Origin of the sequence: Clostridium sp. AF17-21AC (genome assembly GCF_003461365.1) — a bacterium.
Classification (GTDB): domain Bacteria; phylum Bacillota; class Clostridia; order Lachnospirales; family Lachnospiraceae; genus Coprococcus; species Coprococcus ammoniilyticus.
The window spans coordinates 29737-53722 of sequence record NZ_QTWY01000004.1; the positions used below are offsets into that span (position 1 = coordinate 29737).

At 41.7% G+C, this 23986-nt stretch carries 15 protein-coding genes and 1 other annotated feature; all 15 genes read left to right on the top strand.

Translation table 11 applies throughout. From position 1 onward, the window contains the following. Positions 1-142 precede the first annotated feature (142 nt). Positions 143-1210, top strand: a complete 1068-nt coding sequence (locus tag DWW85_RS07000) for a hypothetical protein (protein WP_117808160.1) — start codon at positions 143-145, stop codon at positions 1208-1210. Positions 1211-1245: 35 nt separating this feature from the next. Then, on the top strand, positions 1246-3444 hold the full coding sequence (locus DWW85_RS07005; protein ID WP_117808161.1) for a hypothetical protein: 2199 nt from the start codon (positions 1246-1248) through the stop codon (positions 3442-3444). A gap of 3 nt (positions 3445-3447) precedes the next feature. Further along, positions 3448-5343: a fibronectin type III domain-containing protein gene (locus DWW85_RS07010; protein WP_117808162.1), complete on the top strand. Its 1896-nt coding sequence runs from the start codon at positions 3448-3450 to the stop codon at positions 5341-5343. Positions 5344-5418: 75 nt separating this feature from the next. Beyond that, positions 5419-6267 (top strand): hypothetical protein, encoded by an 849-nt coding sequence (locus DWW85_RS07015; RefSeq protein WP_117808163.1) that lies wholly within the window; start codon positions 5419-5421, stop codon positions 6265-6267. A gap of 278 nt (positions 6268-6545) precedes the next feature. Beyond that, positions 6546-7556 carry a MotA/TolQ/ExbB proton channel family protein gene (locus DWW85_RS07020; protein WP_117808164.1) on the top strand — a complete coding sequence of 337 codons (1011 nt, stop codon included), beginning with the start codon at positions 6546-6548 and terminating at the stop codon, positions 7554-7556. 3 nt (positions 7557-7559) lie between these two features. Further along, on the top strand, positions 7560-8315 hold the full coding sequence (locus DWW85_RS07025; RefSeq protein ID WP_117808165.1) for an OmpA family protein: 756 nt from the start codon (positions 7560-7562) through the stop codon (positions 8313-8315). A gap of 202 nt (positions 8316-8517) precedes the next feature. Next, the gene (fabF, locus tag DWW85_RS07030) at positions 8518-9753 is read left to right on the top strand and encodes a beta-ketoacyl-ACP synthase II (protein WP_117785714.1); all 1236 of its coding nucleotides are present in this window, start codon (positions 8518-8520) and stop codon (positions 9751-9753) included. A gap of 152 nt (positions 9754-9905) precedes the next feature. Next, positions 9906-10043: a sequence feature (ribosomal protein L10 leader region), on the top strand. Positions 10044-10098: 55 nt separating this feature from the next. Further along, positions 10099-10587 (top strand): 50S ribosomal protein L10, encoded by a 489-nt coding sequence (gene rplJ, locus DWW85_RS07035; RefSeq protein WP_008402032.1) that lies wholly within the window; start codon positions 10099-10101, stop codon positions 10585-10587. Between the two features lie 84 nt (positions 10588-10671). Further along, a complete protein-coding gene (gene rplL, locus DWW85_RS07040; RefSeq protein WP_021944598.1) occupies positions 10672-11037 on the top strand; it encodes a 50S ribosomal protein L7/L12 in 366 nt (121 codons plus the stop codon). 449 nt (positions 11038-11486) lie between these two features. Next, positions 11487-15326, top strand: a complete 3840-nt coding sequence (locus DWW85_RS07045; RefSeq protein ID WP_117808166.1) for a DNA-directed RNA polymerase subunit beta — start codon at positions 11487-11489, stop codon at positions 15324-15326. A gap of 17 nt (positions 15327-15343) precedes the next feature. Further along, positions 15344-19102 (top strand): DNA-directed RNA polymerase subunit beta', encoded by a 3759-nt coding sequence (gene rpoC, locus DWW85_RS07050; protein WP_117808167.1) that lies wholly within the window; start codon positions 15344-15346, stop codon positions 19100-19102. 111 nt (positions 19103-19213) lie between these two features. Beyond that, positions 19214-19636: a 30S ribosomal protein S12 gene (rpsL, locus tag DWW85_RS07055; protein WP_044945751.1), complete on the top strand. Its 423-nt coding sequence runs from the start codon at positions 19214-19216 to the stop codon at positions 19634-19636. 189 nt (positions 19637-19825) lie between these two features. After that, positions 19826-20296 (top strand): 30S ribosomal protein S7, encoded by a 471-nt coding sequence (rpsG, locus tag DWW85_RS07060; RefSeq protein ID WP_044945754.1) that lies wholly within the window; start codon positions 19826-19828, stop codon positions 20294-20296. A 39-nt stretch (positions 20297-20335) separates the two neighbouring features. Next, positions 20336-22453 (top strand): elongation factor G, encoded by a 2118-nt coding sequence (gene fusA, locus DWW85_RS07065; protein ID WP_084770701.1) that lies wholly within the window; start codon positions 20336-20338, stop codon positions 22451-22453. 209 nt (positions 22454-22662) lie between these two features. Further along, the gene (gene tuf, locus DWW85_RS07070) at positions 22663-23850 is read left to right on the top strand and encodes an elongation factor Tu (RefSeq protein WP_117808168.1); all 1188 of its coding nucleotides are present in this window, start codon (positions 22663-22665) and stop codon (positions 23848-23850) included. Positions 23851-23986: the final 136 nt, after the last annotated feature.

The following is a 23986-nucleotide window of genomic DNA, read 5'->3' on the forward strand; positions in this document are numbered from 1 at the left end:
TTTTTGTAGACTATTGACAGCCGTTTTTTTTTTTTTATAATATTTGTGCTTTTTTACAGACATCAATGAGGTTTACATAAGTATAAGAAAAGCAATGTAACCGATAGAAGGCATAGTGTATAAGAGAAAAGGAGAGAGATGGATGAAAAAGAATAAGATGAAAGAACGCATCATGTGTCTTGTATTAGCCGTGATGCTGGGTATCAGCGGTATCATACCTACGGCACCGGTATTAAAGACGGAGGCAGCATCATTATCAGCGGCGGATGATTCCCAGACAGCGATAGGATGTCATAGATTGCATGATACATCTTATGCTGCGGTACAGGTAGGCAATAAGATTTATTATTCAAGTGACAGAACGGGTTATATCTTTTGCTATGATGTCAAGAAAAAGACAAACAAGAAGTTAGCAAAGCTGCCAAAGCAGGTAAGAAATAAGAATACATATTATTCCTATAAGAATTATGCCAATATCAGCAACATGTTTTACTATAAAGGATATCTTTATTGTGGTTTAATGGATGGTCTTATGTGTTATGGCATTATTCGCGTAAATGTGAAAAACGGAAAGGTGAAAAAATTATTTTTTGAGTGTTCATCAAGCAGTGTTTTGCCGGAGCCGGGTTTTGAGTTTTCCATTTATAAGAATAAGATATATTATGCATATTCAAATGGCACTTCAAACTATAATTATTATTTTGCATCTATGAATCTGGATGGCTCTCATAAAAAAGTAATCAGCCAAAAAGCGCTTACGAAAGTGTGTCGAAATGTAAAGGACAGCCGCATGATTGTTTATAGAGATGCGGTGTATGTCTATAACAACTTTGATGTTTTCTACAAAATAAATAAAAAAGGGAAAAAGACAAAGATCAAGAATCTGCCGAAAACATATATGAAGGTTAAGGTCAGCACATCCGGCTGCGTAATTGACGGTGAGAAAGCACAGTATAAGGGATATGAATATGACTCAATGGGATCTTTTGGCCTGTTAAACAAAAAGAATATTGCGACAGGAGAAGAAAAGGTCATTAATTCCAGCTCAAGCGAGAGAAGAAGCTATATTGTGCTTGGAGACTATATTCTGTTAAGAAAGAATAAAGCAAAGAAGAAACTGGGTGAATGTAAAATCACCCTTCAGCTTCTTAATAATAAAGGTAAGAAGATCAAAGATCTGTATAGCTACAATGTAAATTATAATGAGTAATATATCACAATTTTAAAAGCAAAGGAGAGATGATTATGAAAAAAATGAAGAAACTACTGGCGCTTATGTGCATCGCTATAGCTGCACTCATATGGCTGCCGGGACTAAAGTTTCCGGTAGAGGCGGGAAGTGTTGATTACGAGGAGACGGTGTTGGTAGAATCCGGAGCAGATGTCACCTTATCAATAAATCTCAGTAAGTTAAATCTACCGGCAGGTTTTGAGGTGGGTAGTTGTAACTGGCTTACAGATGGTGGAGCTGTTAGTGCAGATGGATTGTCATATACATTGAGAAATGTTACAAAATCCCAGTTTGTTTATGTATCTATATCCAACAAGAATAGTACAGATGGAAGATTTTGCGAATTTTATATTTTTGTAAATTCTTCAAATATAACAGCTAAAGCAGTTGGCAATAATACGGTGATAGCGAACTCAGGAGAGAAAGTAACACTAAAGGTATCCGCAAGCAGTAATCAGGGGAAGCTTACATATACATGGTATAAAGGACAGTCATACGGGGGAGATGTAGGACAGTTAGGGCATAAAGCATCTTATACCTGTACAGCACCGGTAAACAAAACAAAAAAGCTGAAGACTGAGGATTATCACTGTGTGATTTCTGATGAAATGGGTAATTCAAGCACAGTTTCCTTTACTGTATATGTAAACAGTACAGCCAAAGAGAGCAAATTAAAGACAAATAAGGTCTATATTCTGACATGGGATAGTCAGGTGGAACAGGCGATAAAGGCGGTTAATAAGAAATATCCGTCTTATACAAAGAATATCGAAGTGATCAAATATGAAGTTGGCGGAGGATCAGCTGAATATTATGCATTAGTACAGCAGAAGCTTGCAAACAATCCCGAAGCTACGTTTATTGTTTTGATGGATTCAGCAAAGCTGGATGTACTTTTATCTACAGGAGTATTTACAGATTTGGACAAGCTTGGACTTACAGATGCTTACAGCCAGTCTTATCCATATACCAGAAAAGCAGGAACCTATAAGGGCAAGCTTGTAGCGATGACACCGGAAGCAACACCGGGAGCATTTATGTTTGATCCGGATATTGCACAGAAGGTTCTTGGAACTTCAGATCCTGAAAAGGTTCAGAAGATGATCGGAACAGCTGATGGCTATCTGTCTGTTGCTGCAAAGATGAAAGAGGCCGGTTACTATATGACCTCCGGAGCATCAAAATATACAATGAGTGGTTGTGAGGGTATTCTCAATAACATGATAGGGGATACATCGTATTCTTACGAGGATAATAGCAAGGTATTTATGTTATCTGAAGCAGATAAGAAGACTGTGAAAAAGATCGCGAAGGCGACCCGTAGAAATGGATATGATACAGGAAGCTCGATGTGGAGCAGTGCTTGGGTGGCTGATATGACATCCGGTAAGGTATTTGGCTGGTTCTCTGGCACCTGGGGACAGTATAGCATTACATTTGACAAGCCGATGGCTGCCTGTCAGGGACCATTTGCCTATAACTGGGGTGGTACATACTACGCAATTAAGAGTGGCAGGCAGGATGAAGCAGCAGTGCAGTTCCTAAAAGCCTTATGCTGCGATCCTTCTGTAATGCGTTCTCTGGGCGACCTTCCAAATAATACCGTTGCAGCTCAGAAGGTGATCAGTAAGGGTAAGAATCCTGCAGCTATGAAAAATAATCAGAATATTTATAAAGTATTCGATAAGATGGCAAGAAGCATCAATGGTGGTTCTTATAAGATCTCAAAACCAAAGGTATCCCTTACAAGTAATGGCATTGTAAAGGGATCTGACGGAAAATATTACTATGTAAAGAAAGGTCTGATCCAGTCAGGCAGAAGCGGATTCATCAAAGTTGGCAAGAAGACCTATTACATCAAGAAGGGTGTAGTGCAGAATAAAAAGACCGGATTCGTGAAGAACGGCAAGAAGTACTACTATGTAAAGAAGGGTGTCTGCAGTACAAAGAATGAATTCGTAAAGGTAGGTAAGAAGACCTATTATCTGAATAAGGGCGCAAAGAACACCAAGACCGGATTTGTAAAAGTCGGTAAGGCAACTTATTACGTTAAGAAAGGTCTGAAGACTACACAGACAGCATTCATCAAGAATGGCAGACGGGAATACTATGTCAAGAATGGCGTATGGAAGAAGTCTTATACCGGAAATGTCGCCTATAGAAATCATGTTTACTATGTGAAGAAGGGTGTAAAAGTAAAAAAGGTGAGATAATACATGAAGAATAGATTGAAGCAGATCATTGTCTGGTGCATGGTGGCAGCATTGCTATGCGTGAATTGCTCATTTACATCAGAAGCGAAAACAGGCAGTAAGGTTACAGTTCCAAAGACATCTATTACGTCAGTAAGATCCAGATCAGCGGGACAGGTGACAGTAAGATTTAAGAAATCAAAAAAGGCGGGCAGCTATCAGATTCAGATCAGTACAGACAAGAAGTTTAAGAAAAACGTAAAAAGCCAGAAAGTCAGTGCTAAGAAAACAACGGTAACGTTTAAGAAGCTGAAGCAGGGCAAAAAATATTATGTCAGAGTGCGTGTGTACCGGACTGTAAAGAAGAAAAAATATCACAGCGCATGGAGTAAAGTGAAGTCTGTTAAAGTGAAAAAGAAGACGACAAAGAAGGAATCCGGTCAGAAGAATACTGGTGATAGCAATAAGTCAGGGAACACCACGGATGTAACAGATGCCACTGAGAACACAGGCGCCACTAAGGATACAGACACCACTGGAAACATGGGTGCAAATAAGGATACAGATACCATCGGGAACCCAGACGCTGCCGGGGACACGAATTCCGGTGGACAAGAGTCCGAGGATCAAAAAAAAGAGTGGGATGGTACAGTAGAGCTGGAAAAAATGGAATATGAACTGGGAGAAGAAATAAAGGTTCATTATTCCAAGCAGCCGGAATGTGCAGGAGAAATAAAGGAATATTATACTTATGGTAATCGGGGAGAATATATCGATTATACAGAAAGATATACCAAAAAGAATGAGAACGGAAATATGGTATGTACGAGTGTCGGACATACTAGCCTGTGTATTATATTCCCTGAGACAGAACATTATAAAGAGACATGGATTTCTTTGGGAAAAGTGAGAATATACAATAATGAAGACCCGCTTGGAGGATTTAATCTGTCCGGTTATAAGTACGGGGAAACCATGAAGAAAGAGGTTGAAGATACAACCGTAACGAATGGTACAGGTTCTTTTTGTGAATGGTTTGCATGTGAAGGTAATGCTGCATGGTTAAATGAACATATAACCTTTAAGGTATCCGATGTTACACCGAAAGAATACAGAAATCTGATGGATTGGGCAGGCTGGAATACTTCAGAACCGGAAATAAAAGTAGAAACCTATAATCTGAAGGGGGTATATGGAGAGACAACATCCGTTACGACTTCGACAACAAGTGGAAAAATAGAATTTTCCGGCAAGGCAATGTCACAGTGCAAGCTTACTGTAACAGCTGGTGCAGGTGTGCGCGTATGCAGACTGGATGCTTACAGGGATGGTGTTTTATATGACACTATGTATGTTGCTCCGAAGCCATATGATGAAGATGGAAATCTTCTTGATACAGAATTGTATACAAAGGTTCGGAGAAATGTAGAGGCAAAGCTGTGGACAGATGATATGTCGAATTATGATAAGCTGAAAACTCTTGCAGATTATATTTCAACGACAGCACATTATCCGGGATATCAATGTACTCAAAAAGATGTAAATCCGACTCTGTGGGATGGATTCTCAGTCGATGGTATTGCGCTTTATTATAATATGTTCAATATGCCGGTTTTAAACCGCGCGATGGCATTGCGTGGCGGTATCATAACCTGTGTGGCTATAGATATTGTCTGCGCTGCGGCAGAGGAGGATCTGAGACTGAATTATCTGTATGATAAAGCGACAGATACTGTTGCAGAAGGCGAAGGCGTATGGCTTACGATCGGAGATGCCAGTACCAATCCAAGCACAGGAGCGCATGAGTCTCTGGCATACAAAGATGCTGATGGCGATATCGTATATATCGATGCGCAGGGAAGAATGGCAAGAAATTCATGCGAAGAACATGGCTGCCTGGATAAGGTCATCAGAGATTAGATCCGTGTCGGACATGAAGAAGCGAAGAATATAGAGGCAGATATTTAATCAAATAATAAAGGAGATAGATAAGATATGAAACAATTTTTTAAATCACATGTTATTTTATTTAGTATGATTGCAGTCCTGATCGGATGTTTGATTTACCCGAATCAGGCAGATGCAAAGACGTATCAAACGCAGGATGTTTACAATGGAAGCGGCGGATGTTCAGTTGTGATCAGTGGTAATAAGGTTTATTATTCAATCACGGAAACTGGAAAAATCTTCTGCTATGATATCAAAACGAAGAAGACAAAAACCATTGCCAAAGCAGGTGGAAAAGGATTTAGAAGCTTGAGAAAAAAAGGAAATTATCTGTATGCAGTCTATGATAATTATGGCGGATCCGATGGATCAGATAAGTATATCGTGCGTGTATCTATTAAGAATGGTAAGAAAACAAAACTTGCAAGAGGCCGTGATTTTGTATTTGCAGGCAAAAAGATCTACTATACAAAGACGCAGCATGTAAAGACCAGTGACATAGAATATGATAAAACGGTCGGTACATATTCCATGTCACTTACCGGAAAAAATAAAAAGAAAGCAAAATCTGTTGTATTAAATACAGAACGGGATGCAAGAACGCCGATCAAGACATCAAAAGGTTCACTTACCTCCAGAGGAAAGACAGTAGGTAGTTTATATTTTCCACAGGCGATAGATTATACGACATCAAAGGGAAAGAAAACGGAGATCTATAATGTATTGAAGGATAAGAATGCAAGCAGCACTTCAACGATACAGTATTATACATTACAGGGTGATTACATTGTGTATAAGAAATGTGATAAAAATGGATATTCCAAACTGATACTCGTGAAAAAGAACGGGAAAGGATCCAAAGTTTTATATTCAGAACCTTCTGCAAGCGGTTGGTAAAATGAAAATACAGGCGTTACAGCCGGTCGGTGTCAGGTGAGGGTCAGAACTTATAGCGTCAGATAGACAGTTAGAGCTTATGGCATCAGATGGACGATGTTGTATTTAGCATACGGCATCAGATACAGATAACAGGATTTATTTGTATCTGGTGTCGTTTTTTTACGCATTGTGATGGTAAAAAATGCGGATTAATGCTACAATAAAACGAATGGGGAAACGCTTTGGCAGATACGAATGAAAAGGCTGAATGAGATCATACGAGAGGAAACGAAAAAATGAACAAACGAAACCGGTTAAAAACCATTCGGCCGCAGAATGAACGCGCGGCAAGAGCATTCCGTAAGAAGCAGAACATGAAGGTAGAGCTGAATAAAAAGTGGCTGCCTGTTGTCTATGTGGTGATGCTCGGTATCTGTATTTTACTGAATGTGACAAATGATAGTCTGGATCCGGCAAATGTGCTGATCAGTGTCTGTATGTTTGGAATTGTGGGAGCGATATTTGTCTATGCATATAAGCATCTGAAGCATATCGACCAGATGGGGGAAGATTTTCGTATAGCCATCAGCTATATCAAGGGCGACTATGCAAAAGAAAAGAAGCTTCTTTGGGATCTGTATCGTACCGAGACCCGGTATGGTATCTTTAATGAGGAACATCTGAGAAATTCCTATGTAGATTATGTGGAAGAAATGAAACGTCTGGAGCAGGATGAGGAAGGAAAATATGCCTGCGATATCGAAGATTTTATCAATTACCAGTTGATCGATGATGCGGTAGAAAAGGGTCGTCTGAATCTGGTGCCGGGTGCCATGACCGGACTTGGTATTCTTGGTACCTTTATCGGTCTGTCAATCGGACTTCAGGCATTTAACACTGGATCAGCAGAAGAGATCACGAACAGTATCGGACCTCTGATGGATGGTATCAAGGTTGCGTTCCATACCTCTATCTATGGAATGATCTTTTCCCTGACATTTAACCTGATCTTTAAGACTGTTCTGGAACAGGCATATCACAAGCTGGATGAATTTGTAGCAGAGTTCAAACGGTATGTACGTCCGGATGCGACTTACGATAACGGTAATCTGGAACTGGATTTTCAGAAGAAACAGTTGGAAGCAACGATAGCAACACAGAAAGCCATCGAGGAGACATTGACTTATCTGAAATCTATGCATGAGGACATCGAGGATATCCGTATCCTGACAAAGGATCAGAATGATATCTTCCGTGGCAGATTGAACCGCCCGAGAGCGATCGAACAGAGCAGCAGGGAGGGATAAGGCATGAGCAAGAAACGAAGAAGACCGGAGGAAGAAGAAACCTCCTACTGGCTGTCTTATTCTGATATGATGGCAGCACTCCTTCTGATTTTTATCCTGATCATTTCATTTACACTGATGCAGTCAAAGAGCCAGTACGAGAGCAAACAGGCAGAGCTTGATAAGCAGAAGGAGATCATTAAAGAGCAGGAACAGCTCTTAAAAGACCAGCAGGAGGAGCTTGACCGTATCGCAGGAATCCGAAGTGATCTGGTGGCGGCACTCCGTGATGAGTTCGCAGACAGTTCGTTAAATGTCAAGGTAGACGAGAAAACGGGTGCGATCACCTTTGATGCCAGCGTTTTGTTTGATGTGGCAGACAGCAAGCTGAAGGAAGAAGGAAAGACGTTCTTAAAAGAATTTCTTCCAAAATATTGTAATGTACTGTTAGATGAAAAATATCGTGATTATGTATCGGAGATTATTATAGAAGGCCATACGGATACGAATGGATCTTATATTTATAATCTTGAACTTTCCCAGCAGAGAGCCTTTTCTGTTGCGAAGTATTGCCTGACCGAGAGTAACGGGATCATAAGCTCCACGGATGTTGAACTGCTCCGAAGTGTGCTGACGGCAAATGGAAAGTCCTACAGCAATCCGATTTATAAGGAGGATGGATCTGTCGATCTGGAAGCATCCAGACGAGTAGAGATTCTGTTTCGGCTTCAGGATGAAGAAATGATCGCTGAGATGATGGATATTCTGAAAGAGAAATAGATATTTTGAAAGAGAAACAGACCAACACTTGCGGTTTTAAAAACGAGATGGTACAATGAGCATTGCGATGGGATGTGTTTGTACATACCAGCATAATGCGAAACCAACATTGAACCGACAGGTGAAATGGTACAATGAGCATTGCGACGGTACATATTTATATGTACTAAAATGGATAGATTGTCTTTGAAAGGAAAACGAGATGAAAAGAGTAGTTGTAACAGGAATGGGCGCTGTAACCCCGATCGGAAATAATGTAGAAGAATTCTGGGATGGCATTAAGAAGAATAAAGTAGGTATTGGCGAGATTACAAAATTTGATGTATCCGAATATAAATGCAAAATGGGTGCTGAAGTAAAAGATTTTGATCCGAAACAATATATGGATCCAAAGGCAGCCAGAAGAATGGAGCCGTTCTGCCAGTATGCAGTTGCAGCTACAGGCGAAGCAATCAAGAATGCCGGTATTGATCTTGAGAAAGAAGATCTGACAAGATTCGGAACCTGTATCGGTAACGGACTTGGCGGTGTAGCTACGATCGAAAAGGAACATGCCAAGGTTATGAATGGTAAGGCAAACCGTGTCAGTGTAATGATGGTTCCTATGATGATCTCGAATATGGCAGCCGGAAATGTAGCAATCGCATATGGCTTAAAGGGCAAATGTACAGATGTTGTAACAGCATGTGCGACAGGAACAAACAGCATTGGCGAGGCATATCGTTATATTCAGGTCGGAGATGCAGATGTGATGGTAGCCGGAGGTGCTGAATCACCGATTTGTGAGACAAATGTTTCAGGATTTATCTCCATGACAGCACTTTCAAGTGCAACAGAAGCAGATCGTGCGTCGATTCCGTTTGACAAAGACAGATGTGGATTCGTTATCGGTGAAGGAGCTGGAGTCGTAGTTCTGGAATCTCTGGAGCATGCGCAGGCAAGAGGAGCAAAGATCCTTGCCGAGGTTGTCGGATATGGTTCCACCTGTGATGCATTTCACATTACATCCCCTGCCGAGGATGGAGAGGGTGCAGCAAGAGCCATGACACTTGCAATCAACGAGGCTGGCATTACACCGGCAGACGTTGATTATATCAATGCACACGGAACAAGTACCCACCACAATGATCTCTATGAGACAAGAGCAATTAAGAAAGCATTTGGTGAAGATGCATATAATGTAAATATTAATTCTACAAAATCCATGATCGGTCATTTATTTGGCGCGGCCGGAGCAGTTGAATTTATTACATGTGTAAAATCTATCGAAGATGGATACATTCATCCAACAGTAGGTCTTCGTGAGACAGAAGGCGAGATCGATCTGAATTATACAAAGGGTGAGGGCGTTCATAAGGACATTACATATGCGCTGAGCAATTCTCTTGGATTTGGTGGACACAATGCCAGCATTCTTGTAAAGAAATGGGAAGAATAAGATCCAGACAAAAACAGATATAAAAGAATTACACATCATAAATAATGTGAGCAAAAGTATTTGCACGAAAAAGTGTAAATTTACATGGAAAAGTGAAAATTTACATCAAAAAGTGAAAAAACGTATTGACATATTCCTTGTGTTATGGTAAAGTATCTCCCGATGAACTGCCGAAGACAGTAGGTGCCGGATGGCATAAGTTGAAAAACACCTACCGAGGAATATATCGTTAATATTATTTTAACTATATGCTCTCTGTCTTATCGACAGAGAGCTTTTCTTATTTTAGCAGAAGATGCTTTCTGTTAACTATGTGCAGTCATTAGTAAAACAAGGAGGCGCATTATGGCAAAGGTAGAGATTAAGAAGCCAGTAGTTGAAGAAATCAAAGCTAACTTAGATGGTGCTCAGACAGCAGTTGTAGTTGACTACCGTGGACTTACAGTTGAGCAGGACACACAGCTTCGTAAGCAGTTAAGAGAAGCTGGGGTTGTTTATAAGGTATACAAGAACACCATGATCAACTTCGCTATTGAAGGCACAGAGTTCGAGGGACTGAAGCCATGTCTCGAAGGACCTACCGGATTAGCTATCTGTAAGACAGATGCTACAGCAGCAGCCAGAATCCTGGCTAACTTCGCAAAGACTGCTCCGGCACTTGAGCTTAAGGGTGGCGTTGTAGAAGGTACATTCTACGATGCAGCAGGTATCGCAGTTATTGCAAACATTCCTTCAAGAGAAGTACTTATTTCCAAATTCCTTGGAAGTATCCAGTCACCTATTGCAAACTTCGCTCGTGTTATCAAGCAGATTGCAGAACAGAAGGAAGCTTAATTATTTGTGCATACAGGCACGTCGGCTTCTATTTAATAGAAGCAGCAATTATTAAACTATATTATATTAATGGAGGAAATAATAATGACAACTCAGGAAATTATTGAAGTAATCAAAGGCTTATCAGTATTAGAATTAAATGACTTAGTTAAAGCATGTGAGGAAGAATTCGGTGTATCAGCAGCAGCAGGTGTTGTTGTAGCAGCAGCAGGCGGAGACGCTCCAGCAGCAGAAGAGAAGGATTCATTCGATATCGAACTTACAGAAGTTGGTCCTAACAAGGTTAAGGTTATCAAGGTTGTTCGTGAGATCACAGGTCTTGGCTTAAAGGAAGCTAAGGATGCTGTTGATGGCGCTCCAAAGGTTATCAAAGAGGGAGCTTCAAAGGACGAGGCTGAGGAAGCTAAGACTAAGTTAGAGGCTGAAGGCGCTAAGGTTACATTAAAGTAATTTTATTCCTTGTATTTATGAATATCTTTCGACCTGGCGGGAGAATTACCTGCCAGGTCGTTTTTGTCAAAGTTCCGGCGAACTGATCATTTTTACCAATAAGAGCAGTTGAGACCGAATAAGTGATTTTAAGATTCTGAACACAGATACGACATGATATAGTCAGCGTTATGTATCTGTTCTGTAATAATACCGCTGCAGGCTGTTTCAAAAGAATGCAGAGGGGCATATAAATATGGATAAAAGTTCATATACAATTCTTTAATAAAAAATTCCAAATATTTCTTGACATATACCTTGAAAATGTGATACAGTGTAGGATGTCTATACTATGGGTTGGTTTGCGTTCGAACCAGACATATAATGACACGGCTAATATATTTCGGTTAAATGTAAGCATTTCAACAGAATATACGCTTAAAAATAAATTCCAAGGGGTGAATGTGTCGATGGAAAAAAACAGAATTAGTCCTGTTCAATCTGGTAAAGGTATCCGAATGAGTTATTCCAGACAGAAAGATGTACTGGAGATGCCTAACTTTATCGAAGTTCAGAAAAACTCATACCAGTGGTTCCTTACCGATGGTCTGAAGGAGGCATTTAAAGATATCTCTCCTATTACTGACTATACAGGACAGCTTAGTCTTGAGTTTGTAGATTTCCAGTTATGTAGAGATGATGTGAAGTACTCAATCGAAGAGTGCAAGGAAAGAGATGCAACATATGCTGCACCGCTTAAAGTAAAAGTAAGACTCCATGCAAATGACGCAAAGGAAATGTCAGAACATGAGATTTTCATGGGTGATCTTCCTCTTATGACCGAGACAGGTACATTTGTGATCAACGGTGCAGAGCGAGTTATCGTAAGCCAGTTGGTGCGTTCACCTGGTATCTACTATGATATTGCACATGATAAGATTGGTAAGAAGCTGTACTCCTGTACAGTTATCCCAAACCGTGGTGCATGGTTAGAGTACGAAACAGATTCGAATGATGTTTTCTATGTTCGTGTAGATAGAACCAGAAAGGTGCCTATCACAGTACTTATCCGTTCACTGGGAATCGGAACAAATGCAGAGATTATCGATCTGTTTGGCGAAGAACCAAAGATTTTAGCAAGTATTGAAAAGGATCCTTCTGAGACATATCAGGATGGTCTTCTTGAGCTGTACAAAAAAATAAGACCGGGTGAGCCTCTTGCAGTAGAGAGTGCAGAGAACCTGATCAATGCAATGTTCTTTGATCCAAGACGTTATGATCTTGCAAAGGTTGGACGTTATAAGTTCAATAAGAAGCTGGCATTCCAGAACAGAATCACAGGTCAGATACTTGCAGAGGATGCGATCGATCCGGCAACCGGTGAAGTGATCGCAGAAGCAGGCACGACACTTACAAGAGCACAGGCAAAGTATATCCAGGATGCTGCTGTACCATATGTTATGATCCAGACAGAAGAACGTAACGTAAAGGTGCTTTCAAATATGGTAGTAGATCTGTCCAAGTATGTTGGATTTGATCCTGCTGAAGTAGGTATCCATGAGGGTGTATACTATCCTGTTCTTGAAACCCTTTTAAATGAATATTCAGACGAAGAAGAATTAAAGGCAGCTATCGCAAGAGATGCATCTGACCTTGTTCCAAAGCATATAACAAAAGAAGACATTATCGCTTCAATTAACTACAACATTCACCTTGAATATGGTATTGGAACAAAGGATGATATCGATCACCTTGGTAACAGACGTATCCGTGCAGTCGGAGAACTTCTTCAGAATCAGTATAGAATCGGTCTTTCCAGACTGGAAAGAGTTGTAAGAGAGAGAATGACGACTCAGGACGTAGAGACGATCACTCCACAGTCTCTGATCAACATCAAGCCTGTAACAGCAGCAGTTAAGGAATTCTTCGGAAGTTCCCAGTTGTCACAGTTCATGGATCAGAACAACCCATTGTCTGAGCTGACTCATAAGAGAAGATTATCAGCCCTTGGTCCCGGTGGTTTGTCACGAGACAGAGCAGGATTCGAGGTTCGAGATGTACACTATACTCATTATGGTAGAATGTGTCCTATTGAGACTCCTGAAGGTCCTAACATCGGTCTGATCAACTCTCTGGCTACTTATGCAAGAATCAATGAGTATGGTTTTGTAGAAGCACCATACAGAAAACTGGATAAATCAGATCCTGCAAACCCTGTAGTTACAGATGAGGTTATTTATCTGACGGCAGATGAAGAAGATAATTACAGAGTTGCACAGGCAAATGAACCTCTGGATGCAGATGGTCATTTCGTAAATAACAACGTATCAGGAAGATACAGAGAGGATACAACAGAGTTCCCGAAATCAAGAGTTGATCTGATGGACGTTTCTCCTAAGATGGTATTCTCAGTTGCTACATCCATGATTCCTTTCCTTGAGAACGATGATGCAAACCGTGCTCTGATGGGATCAAACATGCAGCGTCAGGCAGTTCCGCTTATGCTTACCGAATCAGCCGTTGTAGGTACCGGTATGGAAGCAAAGGCAGCCGTTGACTCAGGTGTATGCATCGTTGCAAAGAGAGATGGTGTAGTTGAATATTCCACAAGTAAGGAAATCTGTATTAAGGCAGATGAAGATGGAACAAAGGATATCTACCACGTTATCAAGTTCGCACGAAGCAATCAGGGTAACTGTATGAACCAGAGACCTATCGTATTCAAGGGCGAGCATGTTAAGGCTGGAGAGGTTATCGCAGACGGACCGTCTACTTCAGGTGGAGAGATCGCACTTGGAAAGAACCCTCTGATCGGTTTCATGACCTGGGAAGGTTACAACTACGAGGATGCTGTTCTTTTAAGTGAAAGACTTGTAAAAGATGATGTATATACATCTATTCATATTGAGGAGTACGAATGCGAAGCGAGAGATACCAAGCTCGGACCGGAAGAGATCACAAGAGATCTTGCTGGACTGTCCAACGATGCATTAAAGGATCTGGATGAGAATGGTATTATCCGTATCGGTGCTGAGGTTCGTGCCGGAGATATCCTTGTCGGTAAGGTTACTCCTAAGGGAGAGACAGAACTGACAGCAGAGGAAAGACTCCTTCGTGCCATTTTTGGTGAGAAGGCAAGAGAAGTAAGAGATACTTCCCTGAAGGTTCCTCATGGAGCATTTGGTGTCATCATGGATACCAAGATCTTCACAAGAGAAAATGGTGATGAACTTTCACCGGGTGTTAATAAATCAGTCAGAGTATACATTGCTCAGAAGAGAAAGATCCAGGTAGGAGATAAGATGGCTGGTCGTCATGGTAACAAGGGTGTAATTTCCCGTGTACTTCCGGTAGAAGATATGCCATTCCTTCCAAATGGCCGTCCGCTCGATATCGTGTTGAACCCACTGGGCGTTCCTTCACGTATGAATATCGGACAGGTTCTTGAAATCCATCTTGGTCTTGCTTCACAGGTTCTCGGATTCAAGGTTTCAACTCCTGTGTTTGATGGTGCAGACGAGTTTGATATCATGGATACTCTTGAGATGGCGAATGATTATGCAAATACTGAGTGGGAGAACTTCTACGAGAAATATAAAGATTCTGTTTCAGAAGAAGTAATGAATTACCTCTATGAGAACAGAGATCACAGAGAAGAATGGAAGGGCGTTCCAATCGACAGAACCGGTAAGGTACAGCTTCGTGACGGTAGAACCGGTGAAGAATTTGACAGCCCTGTAACAATCGGTTACATGCATTATCTTAAGCTCCACCATCTGGTTGATGATAAGATCCATGCACGTTCAACCGGTCCGTACTCATTAGTTACACAGCAGCCTCTGGGTGGTAAAGCTCAGTTCGGTGGACAGCGTTTCGGTGAGATGGAAGTTTGGGCACTGGAAGCATACGGTGCATCATATACATTACAGGAAATCCTGACTGTTAAGTCGGATGATGTAATCGGACGTGTTAAGACATATGAAGCGATCATTAAGGGTGAGAACATTCCTACACCTGGTATCCCTGAGTCATTCAAGGTACTGCTGAAGGAATTCCAGTCACTTGGTCTCGATGTCAGAGTTGTAAAAGACGATATGACAGAGGTTGATCTCGGTGAGACGATCGAAGCGTATGACGAGAATGTTAAGAGCATGATCGATGATGATAAACGGGAAGCTGATGGACGTGAATTTGAAGAAGCGGGCTTCAGCGGAACAGATGAAAATGATGAGCTGACATCATTATCAGACGGAGAATATCTGGATGATTACAGCGATGATTATGATGACAACTCAGATGATGAATTTTAGAAAGGAGATTTTGTAAGATGCCAGAATTTAACATGGAAACTCCAGAACAGGAACAGGCTTTAAGCTTTGACGCAATTAGAATCGGACTTGCATCTCCTGAAAAAATCAGAGAATGGTCACATGGTGAGGTTAAGAAACCTGAGACTATCAACTACAGAACATTAAAACCGGAAAAAGACGGTTTGTTCTGTGAGAGAATATTTGGACCTAGCAAGGACTGGGAATGTCATTGTGGTAAATACAAGAAGATCAGATATAAAGGTATTATCTGTGATCGATGTGGTGTAGAGGTTACAAAGGCCAGCGTTCGTAGAGAGCGTATGGGTCATATCGAGCTTGCAGCACCGGTATCCCATATCTGGTATTTCAAAGGTATTCCTAGCCGTATGGGACTGATCCTTGATATTTCTCCAAGAGTACTTGAAAAGGTATTATACTTTGCATCTTATATTGTTCTTGATCCAAAGGACACACCGCTTACTTATAAGCAGGTTCTGACAGAGCAGGAATACAGAAAGGCTGAAGAGGACTTCGGATACGGCTCCTTCCGTGCAGGAATGGGTGCTGAGTCCATTCAGGAGCTCTTAAGAGCAATCGATCTGGATAAAGAAAGCGAAGAATTAAAGGCTGAGCTTAAGAATTCAAGCGGACAGAAGAGAGCCAGAATCATCAAGAGACTGGAAGTTGTTGAAGCATTCCGTAATTCTGAGAATAAGCCGGAGTGGATGATCATGGATGTTATTCCTGTTATCCCACCGGATATCAGACCTATGGTTCAGTTGGATGGCGGCAGATTTGCTACATCTGACCTGAATGACTTATATAGAAGAATTATCAACAGAAATAACCGCTTAAGAAGACTTCTTGATCTGAACGCTCCTGACATCATTGTCAGAAACGAGAAGAGAATGCTTCAGGAAGCTGTTGATGCGTTAATTGATAATGGTAGAAGAGGCCGTCCTGTAACAGGTCCGGGTAACAGAGCATTAAAGTCTCTGTCCGATATGTTAAAGGGTAAGCAGGGACGTTTCCGTCAGAACCTTCTTGGTAAGCGTGTTGACTATTCAGGACGTTCCGTTATCGTAGTAGGACCGGAACTTAAGATCTATCAGTGTGGTCTTCCAAAGGAAATGGCTATCGAGTTATTCAAGCCATTTGTTATGAAAGAACTGACAGCCAGCGGCAGAGCAAATAACATTAAAGCTGCTAAGAAGATGGTAGAAAAGCTTGAGCCGGAAGTTTGGGATGTACTTGAGGATGTAATCAAAGAGCATCCGGTTATGTTAAACCGTGCTCCTACACTTCACAGACTGGGTATCCAGGCATTTGAGCCTATCCTTGTAGAAGGTAAGGCAATCAAGCTTCATCCACTGGTATGTACAGCGTTCAACGCCGATTTCGATGGTGACCAGATGGCTGTTCACCTTCCGCTTACAGTTGAGGCACAGGCAGAATGTAGATTCCTGCTCCTGTCCCCGAATAACCTTCTGAAGCCTTCAGATGGTGCTCCGGTTGCCGTTCCTTCACAGGATATGGTTCTTGGTATCTACTATCTGACAATGGAGAAGGATGGCGATATCGGAGAAGGCAAGTTCTTCAAGTCAAAGAACGAAGCACTGCTTGCATATGAGAACAAGGAGATCACTCTCCATTCTAAGATAAAAGTAAGAAGAACTGTTACGACAGAAGACGGAACAGAGGTTACAGGTATCATCGATACTACACTCGGTCGTTTGCTGTTCAACGAGATCATTCCTCAGGATCTTGGATATGTTGACAGAACAAATCCTGACAATATCCTGAAACTTGAGATTGATTTCCATGTTGGTAAGAAACAGTTAAAGCCGATCCTTGACAAATGTATCAATACACATGGCGCAACCAAGACTGCTGAAGTTCTGGATGACGTAAAGGCAATCGGTTACAAGTATTCAACCAGAGGTGCTATTTCAGTATCTATTTCAGATATGAAGGTGCCGGACGAGAAGAAGCAGATCCTTGCAGATGCTCAGACTCAGGTTGACAAGATCACAAAGATGTTCAGACGTGGTCTTATGACAGAGGAGGAGAGATACCTCGCTGTTGTTAAGGTTTGGGAAGAAGCCGATAAGGTTCTGACAAAAGCCCTTCTGGACGGACTTGATAAATATAACAACATCTTCATGATGGCAGATTCCGGTGCCCGTGGATCTAACCAGCAGATCAAACAGCTGGCTGGTATGCGTGGTCTGATGGCAGATACAACCGGTCGTACGATCGAACTTCCGATTAAGTCAAACTTCCGTGAAGGTCTTGACGTTCTGGAGTACTTCATTTCGGCACATGGTGCTCGTAAGGGTCTGTCTGATACAGCGCTTCGTACAGCCGATTCAGGATACCTGACCAGACGTTTGGTTGACGTATCACAGGATCTGATCATTCGTGAGACAGATTGTTGTGCAGGAAAAGCAATTCCTGGTATGGAAGTAGAAGCTTTCATGGAGGGAAAAGAAGTAATCGAATCCTTCCAGGAGAGAATTACAGGTCGTTACCTTGCAGAATCTGTATACGATAAAGATGGTAACCTTTTAGTTAAGGCAAACCACATGGTATCACCAAAGAGAGCTGCTCTGATCGTAAATCAGGGCGTAGATTCAAACGGTGTTCCGTTCCTTGATCCGGATACAGGTGTTACAAGACAGGATGCAAAGCTTAAGATCAGAACGATCCTGACATGTAAGTCACACCTTGGTGTATGTGCAAAATGTTACGGTGCCAACATGGCAACCGGACAGCCGGTACAGGTTGGTGAAGCTGCCGGAATCATCGCAGCTCAGTCAATCGGTGAGCCTGGTACACAGCTTACCATGAGAACATTCCATACTGGTGGTGTTGCCGGTGATGATATTACACAGGGTCTTCCTAGAGTAGAAGAGTTGTTCGAAGCAAGAAAGCCAAAGGGACTTGCGATCATCGCAGAGTTTGGCGGTAAGGTTCAGCTTCGTGATAATAAGAAGAAGAGAGAAGTTGTTATCACAAATGACGAGACAGGCGAATCAAAGGCATACCTAATTCCTTATGGTTCCCGTATCAAGGTTCTGGACGATCAGGTTCTGGAAGCCGGTGATGAATTAACAGAAGGTTCTGTTAATCCACATGATATCTTAAAGATCAAAGGTATCCGTGCAGTTCAGGATTACATGCTTCGTGAAGTACAGCGAGTATACAGACTTCAGGGTGTTGATATCAATGATAAGCATATCGAGATCATTGTTCGTCAGATGTTAAAGAAGATCAGGATCGAGGATAACGGAGATTCATCCTACCTTCCGGGAACACTGGTTGACGTTCTTGATTTTGAAGATACAAATGAGCAGCTCATCGCAGAAGGCAAACAGCCGGCAGAAGGCTCACAGGTAATGCTTGGTATTACAAAGGCATCACTTGCTACAGATTCCTTCATGTCAGCAGCGTCCTTCCAGGAGACAACAAAGGTTCTTACAGATGCAGCTATTAAGAGTAAGGTAGATCCGCTTAATGGTCTGAAAGAGAACGTTATTATCGGTAAGCTGATCCCAGCAGGTACAGGTATGAAGCGTTATCGTTCTGTAAAGCTTGATACAGAGATGGATGAGATCAACTTCTTTGATGATGATGACGAGATCGACTTCGGAGATGATCCGGAAAGCACAGAGTTAGAAGATGCAGTTGATACCGATGCAGATGCAGAGGATGAGGCGGAAGAAAATGCTTCAGACTTGGAATCTGTAGAGGCAGAGACATCTGATAACGAATAAATAAATTTGAAAAGTGCTTGACACGAATAATTTCAATATATATAATGGTAAGGCATGCGTGAGAACGTATGCCTTATATTATTTTTTATTTTGAAAGTAGGAGGTGAAAACATGCCAACATTTAACCAGTTAGTTAGAAAGGGAAGACAGACAGTAGAGAAGAAGTCAACTGCACCAGCTCTTCAGAGAAGTTTCAACTCATTAAAGAAGAAGCCAACTGAGACAAGCTCTCCACAGAAGAGAGGAGTTTGTACAGCAGTTAAGACAGCTACTCCTAAGAAGCCTAACTCAGCTCTGAGAAAGATCGCCAGAGTTCGTTTATCAAACGGTATCGAAGTTACAAGTTATATTCCGGGTGAAGGTCACAACCTTCAGGAGCATAGCGTAGTTCTTATCCGTGGTGGTAGAGTAAAGGACTTACCTGGTACAAGATACCATATCATCAGAGGTACTCTTGATACAGCAGGTGTTGCAAAGAGACGTCAGGCTCGTTCTAAGTACGGTGCTAAGCGTCCAAAAGATGCTAAGAAGTAATTAAAACCGTATTATTGGAAACATTCCAAAAAAATGTGCTGGTTAGGCCATGTTTTTGCTATGAGATAAGGTGTTGATGTATAAAAATGCAGAAAACATCAGATAGATAGAAGAGATGGAAATAACAGCACGAACACATTTTATAATGTGAGTACCGAAGAATTAATAAATATTAAGGAGGGAAGAACCGTGCCACGTAAAGGACATATCGCAAAGAGAGACGTATTAGCGGATCCAATTTACAATAACAAGGTGGTTACCAAGCTTATCAACAACGTAATGTTAGATGGTAAGAAGGGTGTTGCCCAGAAGATTGTTTACGGTGCATTCGACCGTATCGCAACTGAAACTGGTAAGGACGCTATCGAGGTATTTGAAGAGGCTATGAACAATATCATGCCATTACTCGAGGTTAAGGCAAGACGTATCGGTGGTGCAACATATCAGGTACCTATCGATGTAAGACCAGATAGAAGACAGGCTCTTGGACTTCGTTGGTTAACAACATTTTCACGTGCCAGAAGTGAAAAGACCATGGAAGAAAGACTTGCAAGAGAAATCATGGATGCAGCTAATAACACAGGTGCATCTGTAAAGAGAAAAGAAGATATGCACAAGATGGCAGAAGCAAACAAGGCGTTTGCTCACTACAGATTCTAATCTGTGCCGTCTACAGAATAATAAAAGGAGGACAATCCGTTGGCTGGAAGAGAATATCCATTGGACAGAACAAGAAACATTGGTATTATGGCTCATATCGATGCTGGTAAGACAACTCTTACAGAGAGAATCTTATACTATACCGGTGTTAACTATAAAATCGGTGATACTCATGATGGTACAGCTACTATGGACTGGATGGAGCAGGAGCAGGAAAGAGGTATTACAATCACTTCCGCTGCTACAACCTGTCACTGGACATTAGAGGATCATCACAAACCAAAGGCTGGTGCTTTAGAGCACAGAATCAACATCATTGATACTCCAGGTCACGTAGACTTTACTGTAGAAGTAGAGCGTTCACTTCGTGTACTTGATGGCGCCGTTGGTGTATTCGATGCAAAGGCTGGTGTAGAGCCTCAGTCAGAAAACGTATGGCGTCAGGCTGACACATACAACGTTCCACGTATGGCATTCATCAACAAGATGGATAAAATGGGTGCTGACTTTTTCTACTCAGTTCAGACAATTATTGATCGTCTGGGCAAGAATGCAATTCCAGTTCAGATTCCTATCGGTAAAGAATCCGATTTCATCGGTCTGATCGACTTATTTGAGATGGATGCATACTATTATAAAGATGATAAGGGTGAAGACATCGAGATCACAACGATCCCTGATGACTTAAAAGAGCTTGCTGACAAATGGCATGAGAACCTTGTAGAGAAAATCTGCGAGTTAGATGATGACTTAATGATGATGTACCTTGAGGGTGAAGAGCCTTCAATCGACGAAATGAAGAAAGTTCTTCGTAGAGCAACTATTGCTTGTGAAGCAGTTCCGGTATTCCTTGGTTCCGCATACAAGAATAAGGGTGTTCAGAAGATGCTTGATGGTGTTATTGAATATATGCCAGCTCCTACAGATATCCCTGATATCACAGGTGTAGATCCTGAAGGAAATGATGTAGTTCGTCATTCATCAGATGAAGAACCATTTGCTGCATTGGCATTCAAGATCATGACAGACCCATTCGTTGGTAAGTTAGCATTCTTCAGAGTATATTCAGGTACATTGAACTCAGGTTCATATGTATTAAATGCAACAAAAGACAAGAAAGAGCGTGTAGGACGTATCGTACAGATGCATGCAAATGCTCGTAAGGAAATTGATAAGGTTTACGCTGGTGATATCGCAGCTGCTGTTGGTTTCAAAGTAACAACAACCGGTGATACAATCTGTGATGAGCAGCATCCGGTTATCCTTGAGTCAATGGAATTCCCAGAGCCAGTTATCGAGCTTGCTATCGAGCCTAAGACAAAGAATGATCAGGGTAAGATGGGCGAGGCTCTTGCAAAGCTTGCTGAAGAAGATCCTACATTCAGAGCACATACAGATAAAGAAACAGGACAGACAATTATCGCCGGTATGGGTGAGCTTCACCTTGAGGTTATTGTTGACCGTCTGCTTCGTGAGTTCAAGGTTGAGGCTAACGTAGGTGCACCTCAGGTTGCTTACAAAGAGACATTTACCAAGGCTGTTGACGTTGATAGCAAATATGCTAAGCAGTCAGGTGGTCGTGGTCAGTATGGTCACTGTAAAGTTAAGTTCGAGCCAATGGATCCAAACGGTGAAGAGACATTCAAGTTCGAATCCACAGTTGTTGGTGGTGCTATTCCTAAGGAATATATCCCAGCAGTTGGTGAAGGTATCGAAGAAGCAGCTAAGGCTGGTATTCTTGGTGGATACCCGGTACTTGGTGTTCATGCAAATGTATACGATGGTTCATACCATGAAGTCGATTCATCAGAAATGGCATTCCACATCGCTGGTTCTATGGCTTTCAAGGATGCTATGGCTAAGGCAAACCCAGTTCTTCTGGAGCCTATCATGAAGGTTGAAGTTACAATGCCTGAGGAATACTTAGGTGATGTAATCGGAAGCTTAAATGCTAAGAGAGGCCAGATCGAAGGTATGGATGATATCGGCGGTGGTAAGATCGTCAGAGCATTCGTTCCACTTGCAGAGATGTTCGGTTACTCAACAGAGCTTCGTTCATCTACACAGGGACGTGGTAACTATTCAATGTTCTTTGAGAGATACGCTCAGTGTCCAAAGAGTGTTCAGGAGAAGGTTATTGCAGAAAAGTCAAAATAATAGTTTGACAACTCAGAAAGGCATTTTGCCGTGCTTTTCGACTTAAAAGAGTAAAATAAATCATATCAGCAGGTAAAAAGGTTGAAAATCCTTGTGCCTGCTGGTATAAAGAGATAAAAAAAGGTTGAAAATCTTTTATATATTCTATATAATGAGTTTTAGCCAAGCATAGCCCTTAGGGGTACGAAATTTAAGGAGGATATTAAAAAATGGCAAAGGAAAAGTTTAATAGAAGTAAGCCACATTGTAACATTGGTACAATCGGTCACGTTGACCATGGTAAAACAACATTAACAGCAGCTATCACAAAAGTTCTTTCAGAGAGAGTAGCTGGTAACGCAGCTGTTGATTTCGCTAACATTGATAAGGCTCCAGAAGAGAGAGAAAGAGGTATCACTATCTCTACAGCTCACGTTGAGTACGAGACAGAGAAGAGACATTACGCACACGTTGACTGTCCGGGACATGCTGACTACGTTAAGAACATGATCACTGGTGCAGCTCAGATGGATGGTGCTATCCTTGTTGTTGCTGCTACTGATGGTGTTATGGCTCAGACAAAGGAGCATATCTTACTTTCACGTCAGGTTGGTGTACCTTACATCGTTGTATTCTTAAATAAGTGCGATATGGTTGATGATGACGAGCTTATCGAACTTGTAGAGATGGAAGTTACAGAACAGCTTGAAGAGTATGGTTTCACAGATTGCCCAATCGTTAAGGGTTCAGCTCTTAAGGCTCTTGAAGATCCAATGGGACCTTGGGGAGATAAGATTATGGAACTTATGGACACAATAGATTCATACATTCCAGATCCTCAGAGAGATACAGATAAGCCATTCATCATGCCTGTAGAGGACGTATTCACAATCACAGGTCGTGGTACAGTTGCTACTGGTAGAGTAGAAGCTGGTGTTATCCACTTAAATGATGAAGTTGAAATCGTTGGTATTAAGCCAGAAATCCAGAAGACAACAGTAACAGGTATCGAGATGTTCAGAAAGCTCCTTGATGAAGGACAGGCTGGTGATAACATCGGTGCTCTTCTTCGTGGTATCAAGAGAGAAGATATCGTAAGAGGTCAGGTTCTTTGTAAGCCAGGTTCAATCACATGTCATACAAAGTTCACAGCTCAGGTTTACGTTCTTACAAAGGACGAGGGTGGTCGTCATACACCATTCTTCAACAACTACCGTCCACAGTTCTACTTCAGAACAACTGACGTAACAGGTGTTTGTAACCTTCCAGCAGGTACAGAGATGTGCATGCCTGGTGATAACGTAGAAATGACAATCGAACTGATTCACCCAATCGCTATGAGCCAGGGTCTTACTTTCGCTATTCGTGAAGGTGGACGTACTGTAGGATCAGGTCGTGTTGCTACAATTATCGAGTAATCTTTGATTTCGTATCATAGAAACTTAAATACAAGCCGCAATTCCTCATTTTATGAGGAGTTGCGGTTTTTTGCGTTTTAGCAATGAGAAATGCAGGAAAGCCGCTAAAACCAAGGGAGTGAGCTTGCTCATGACC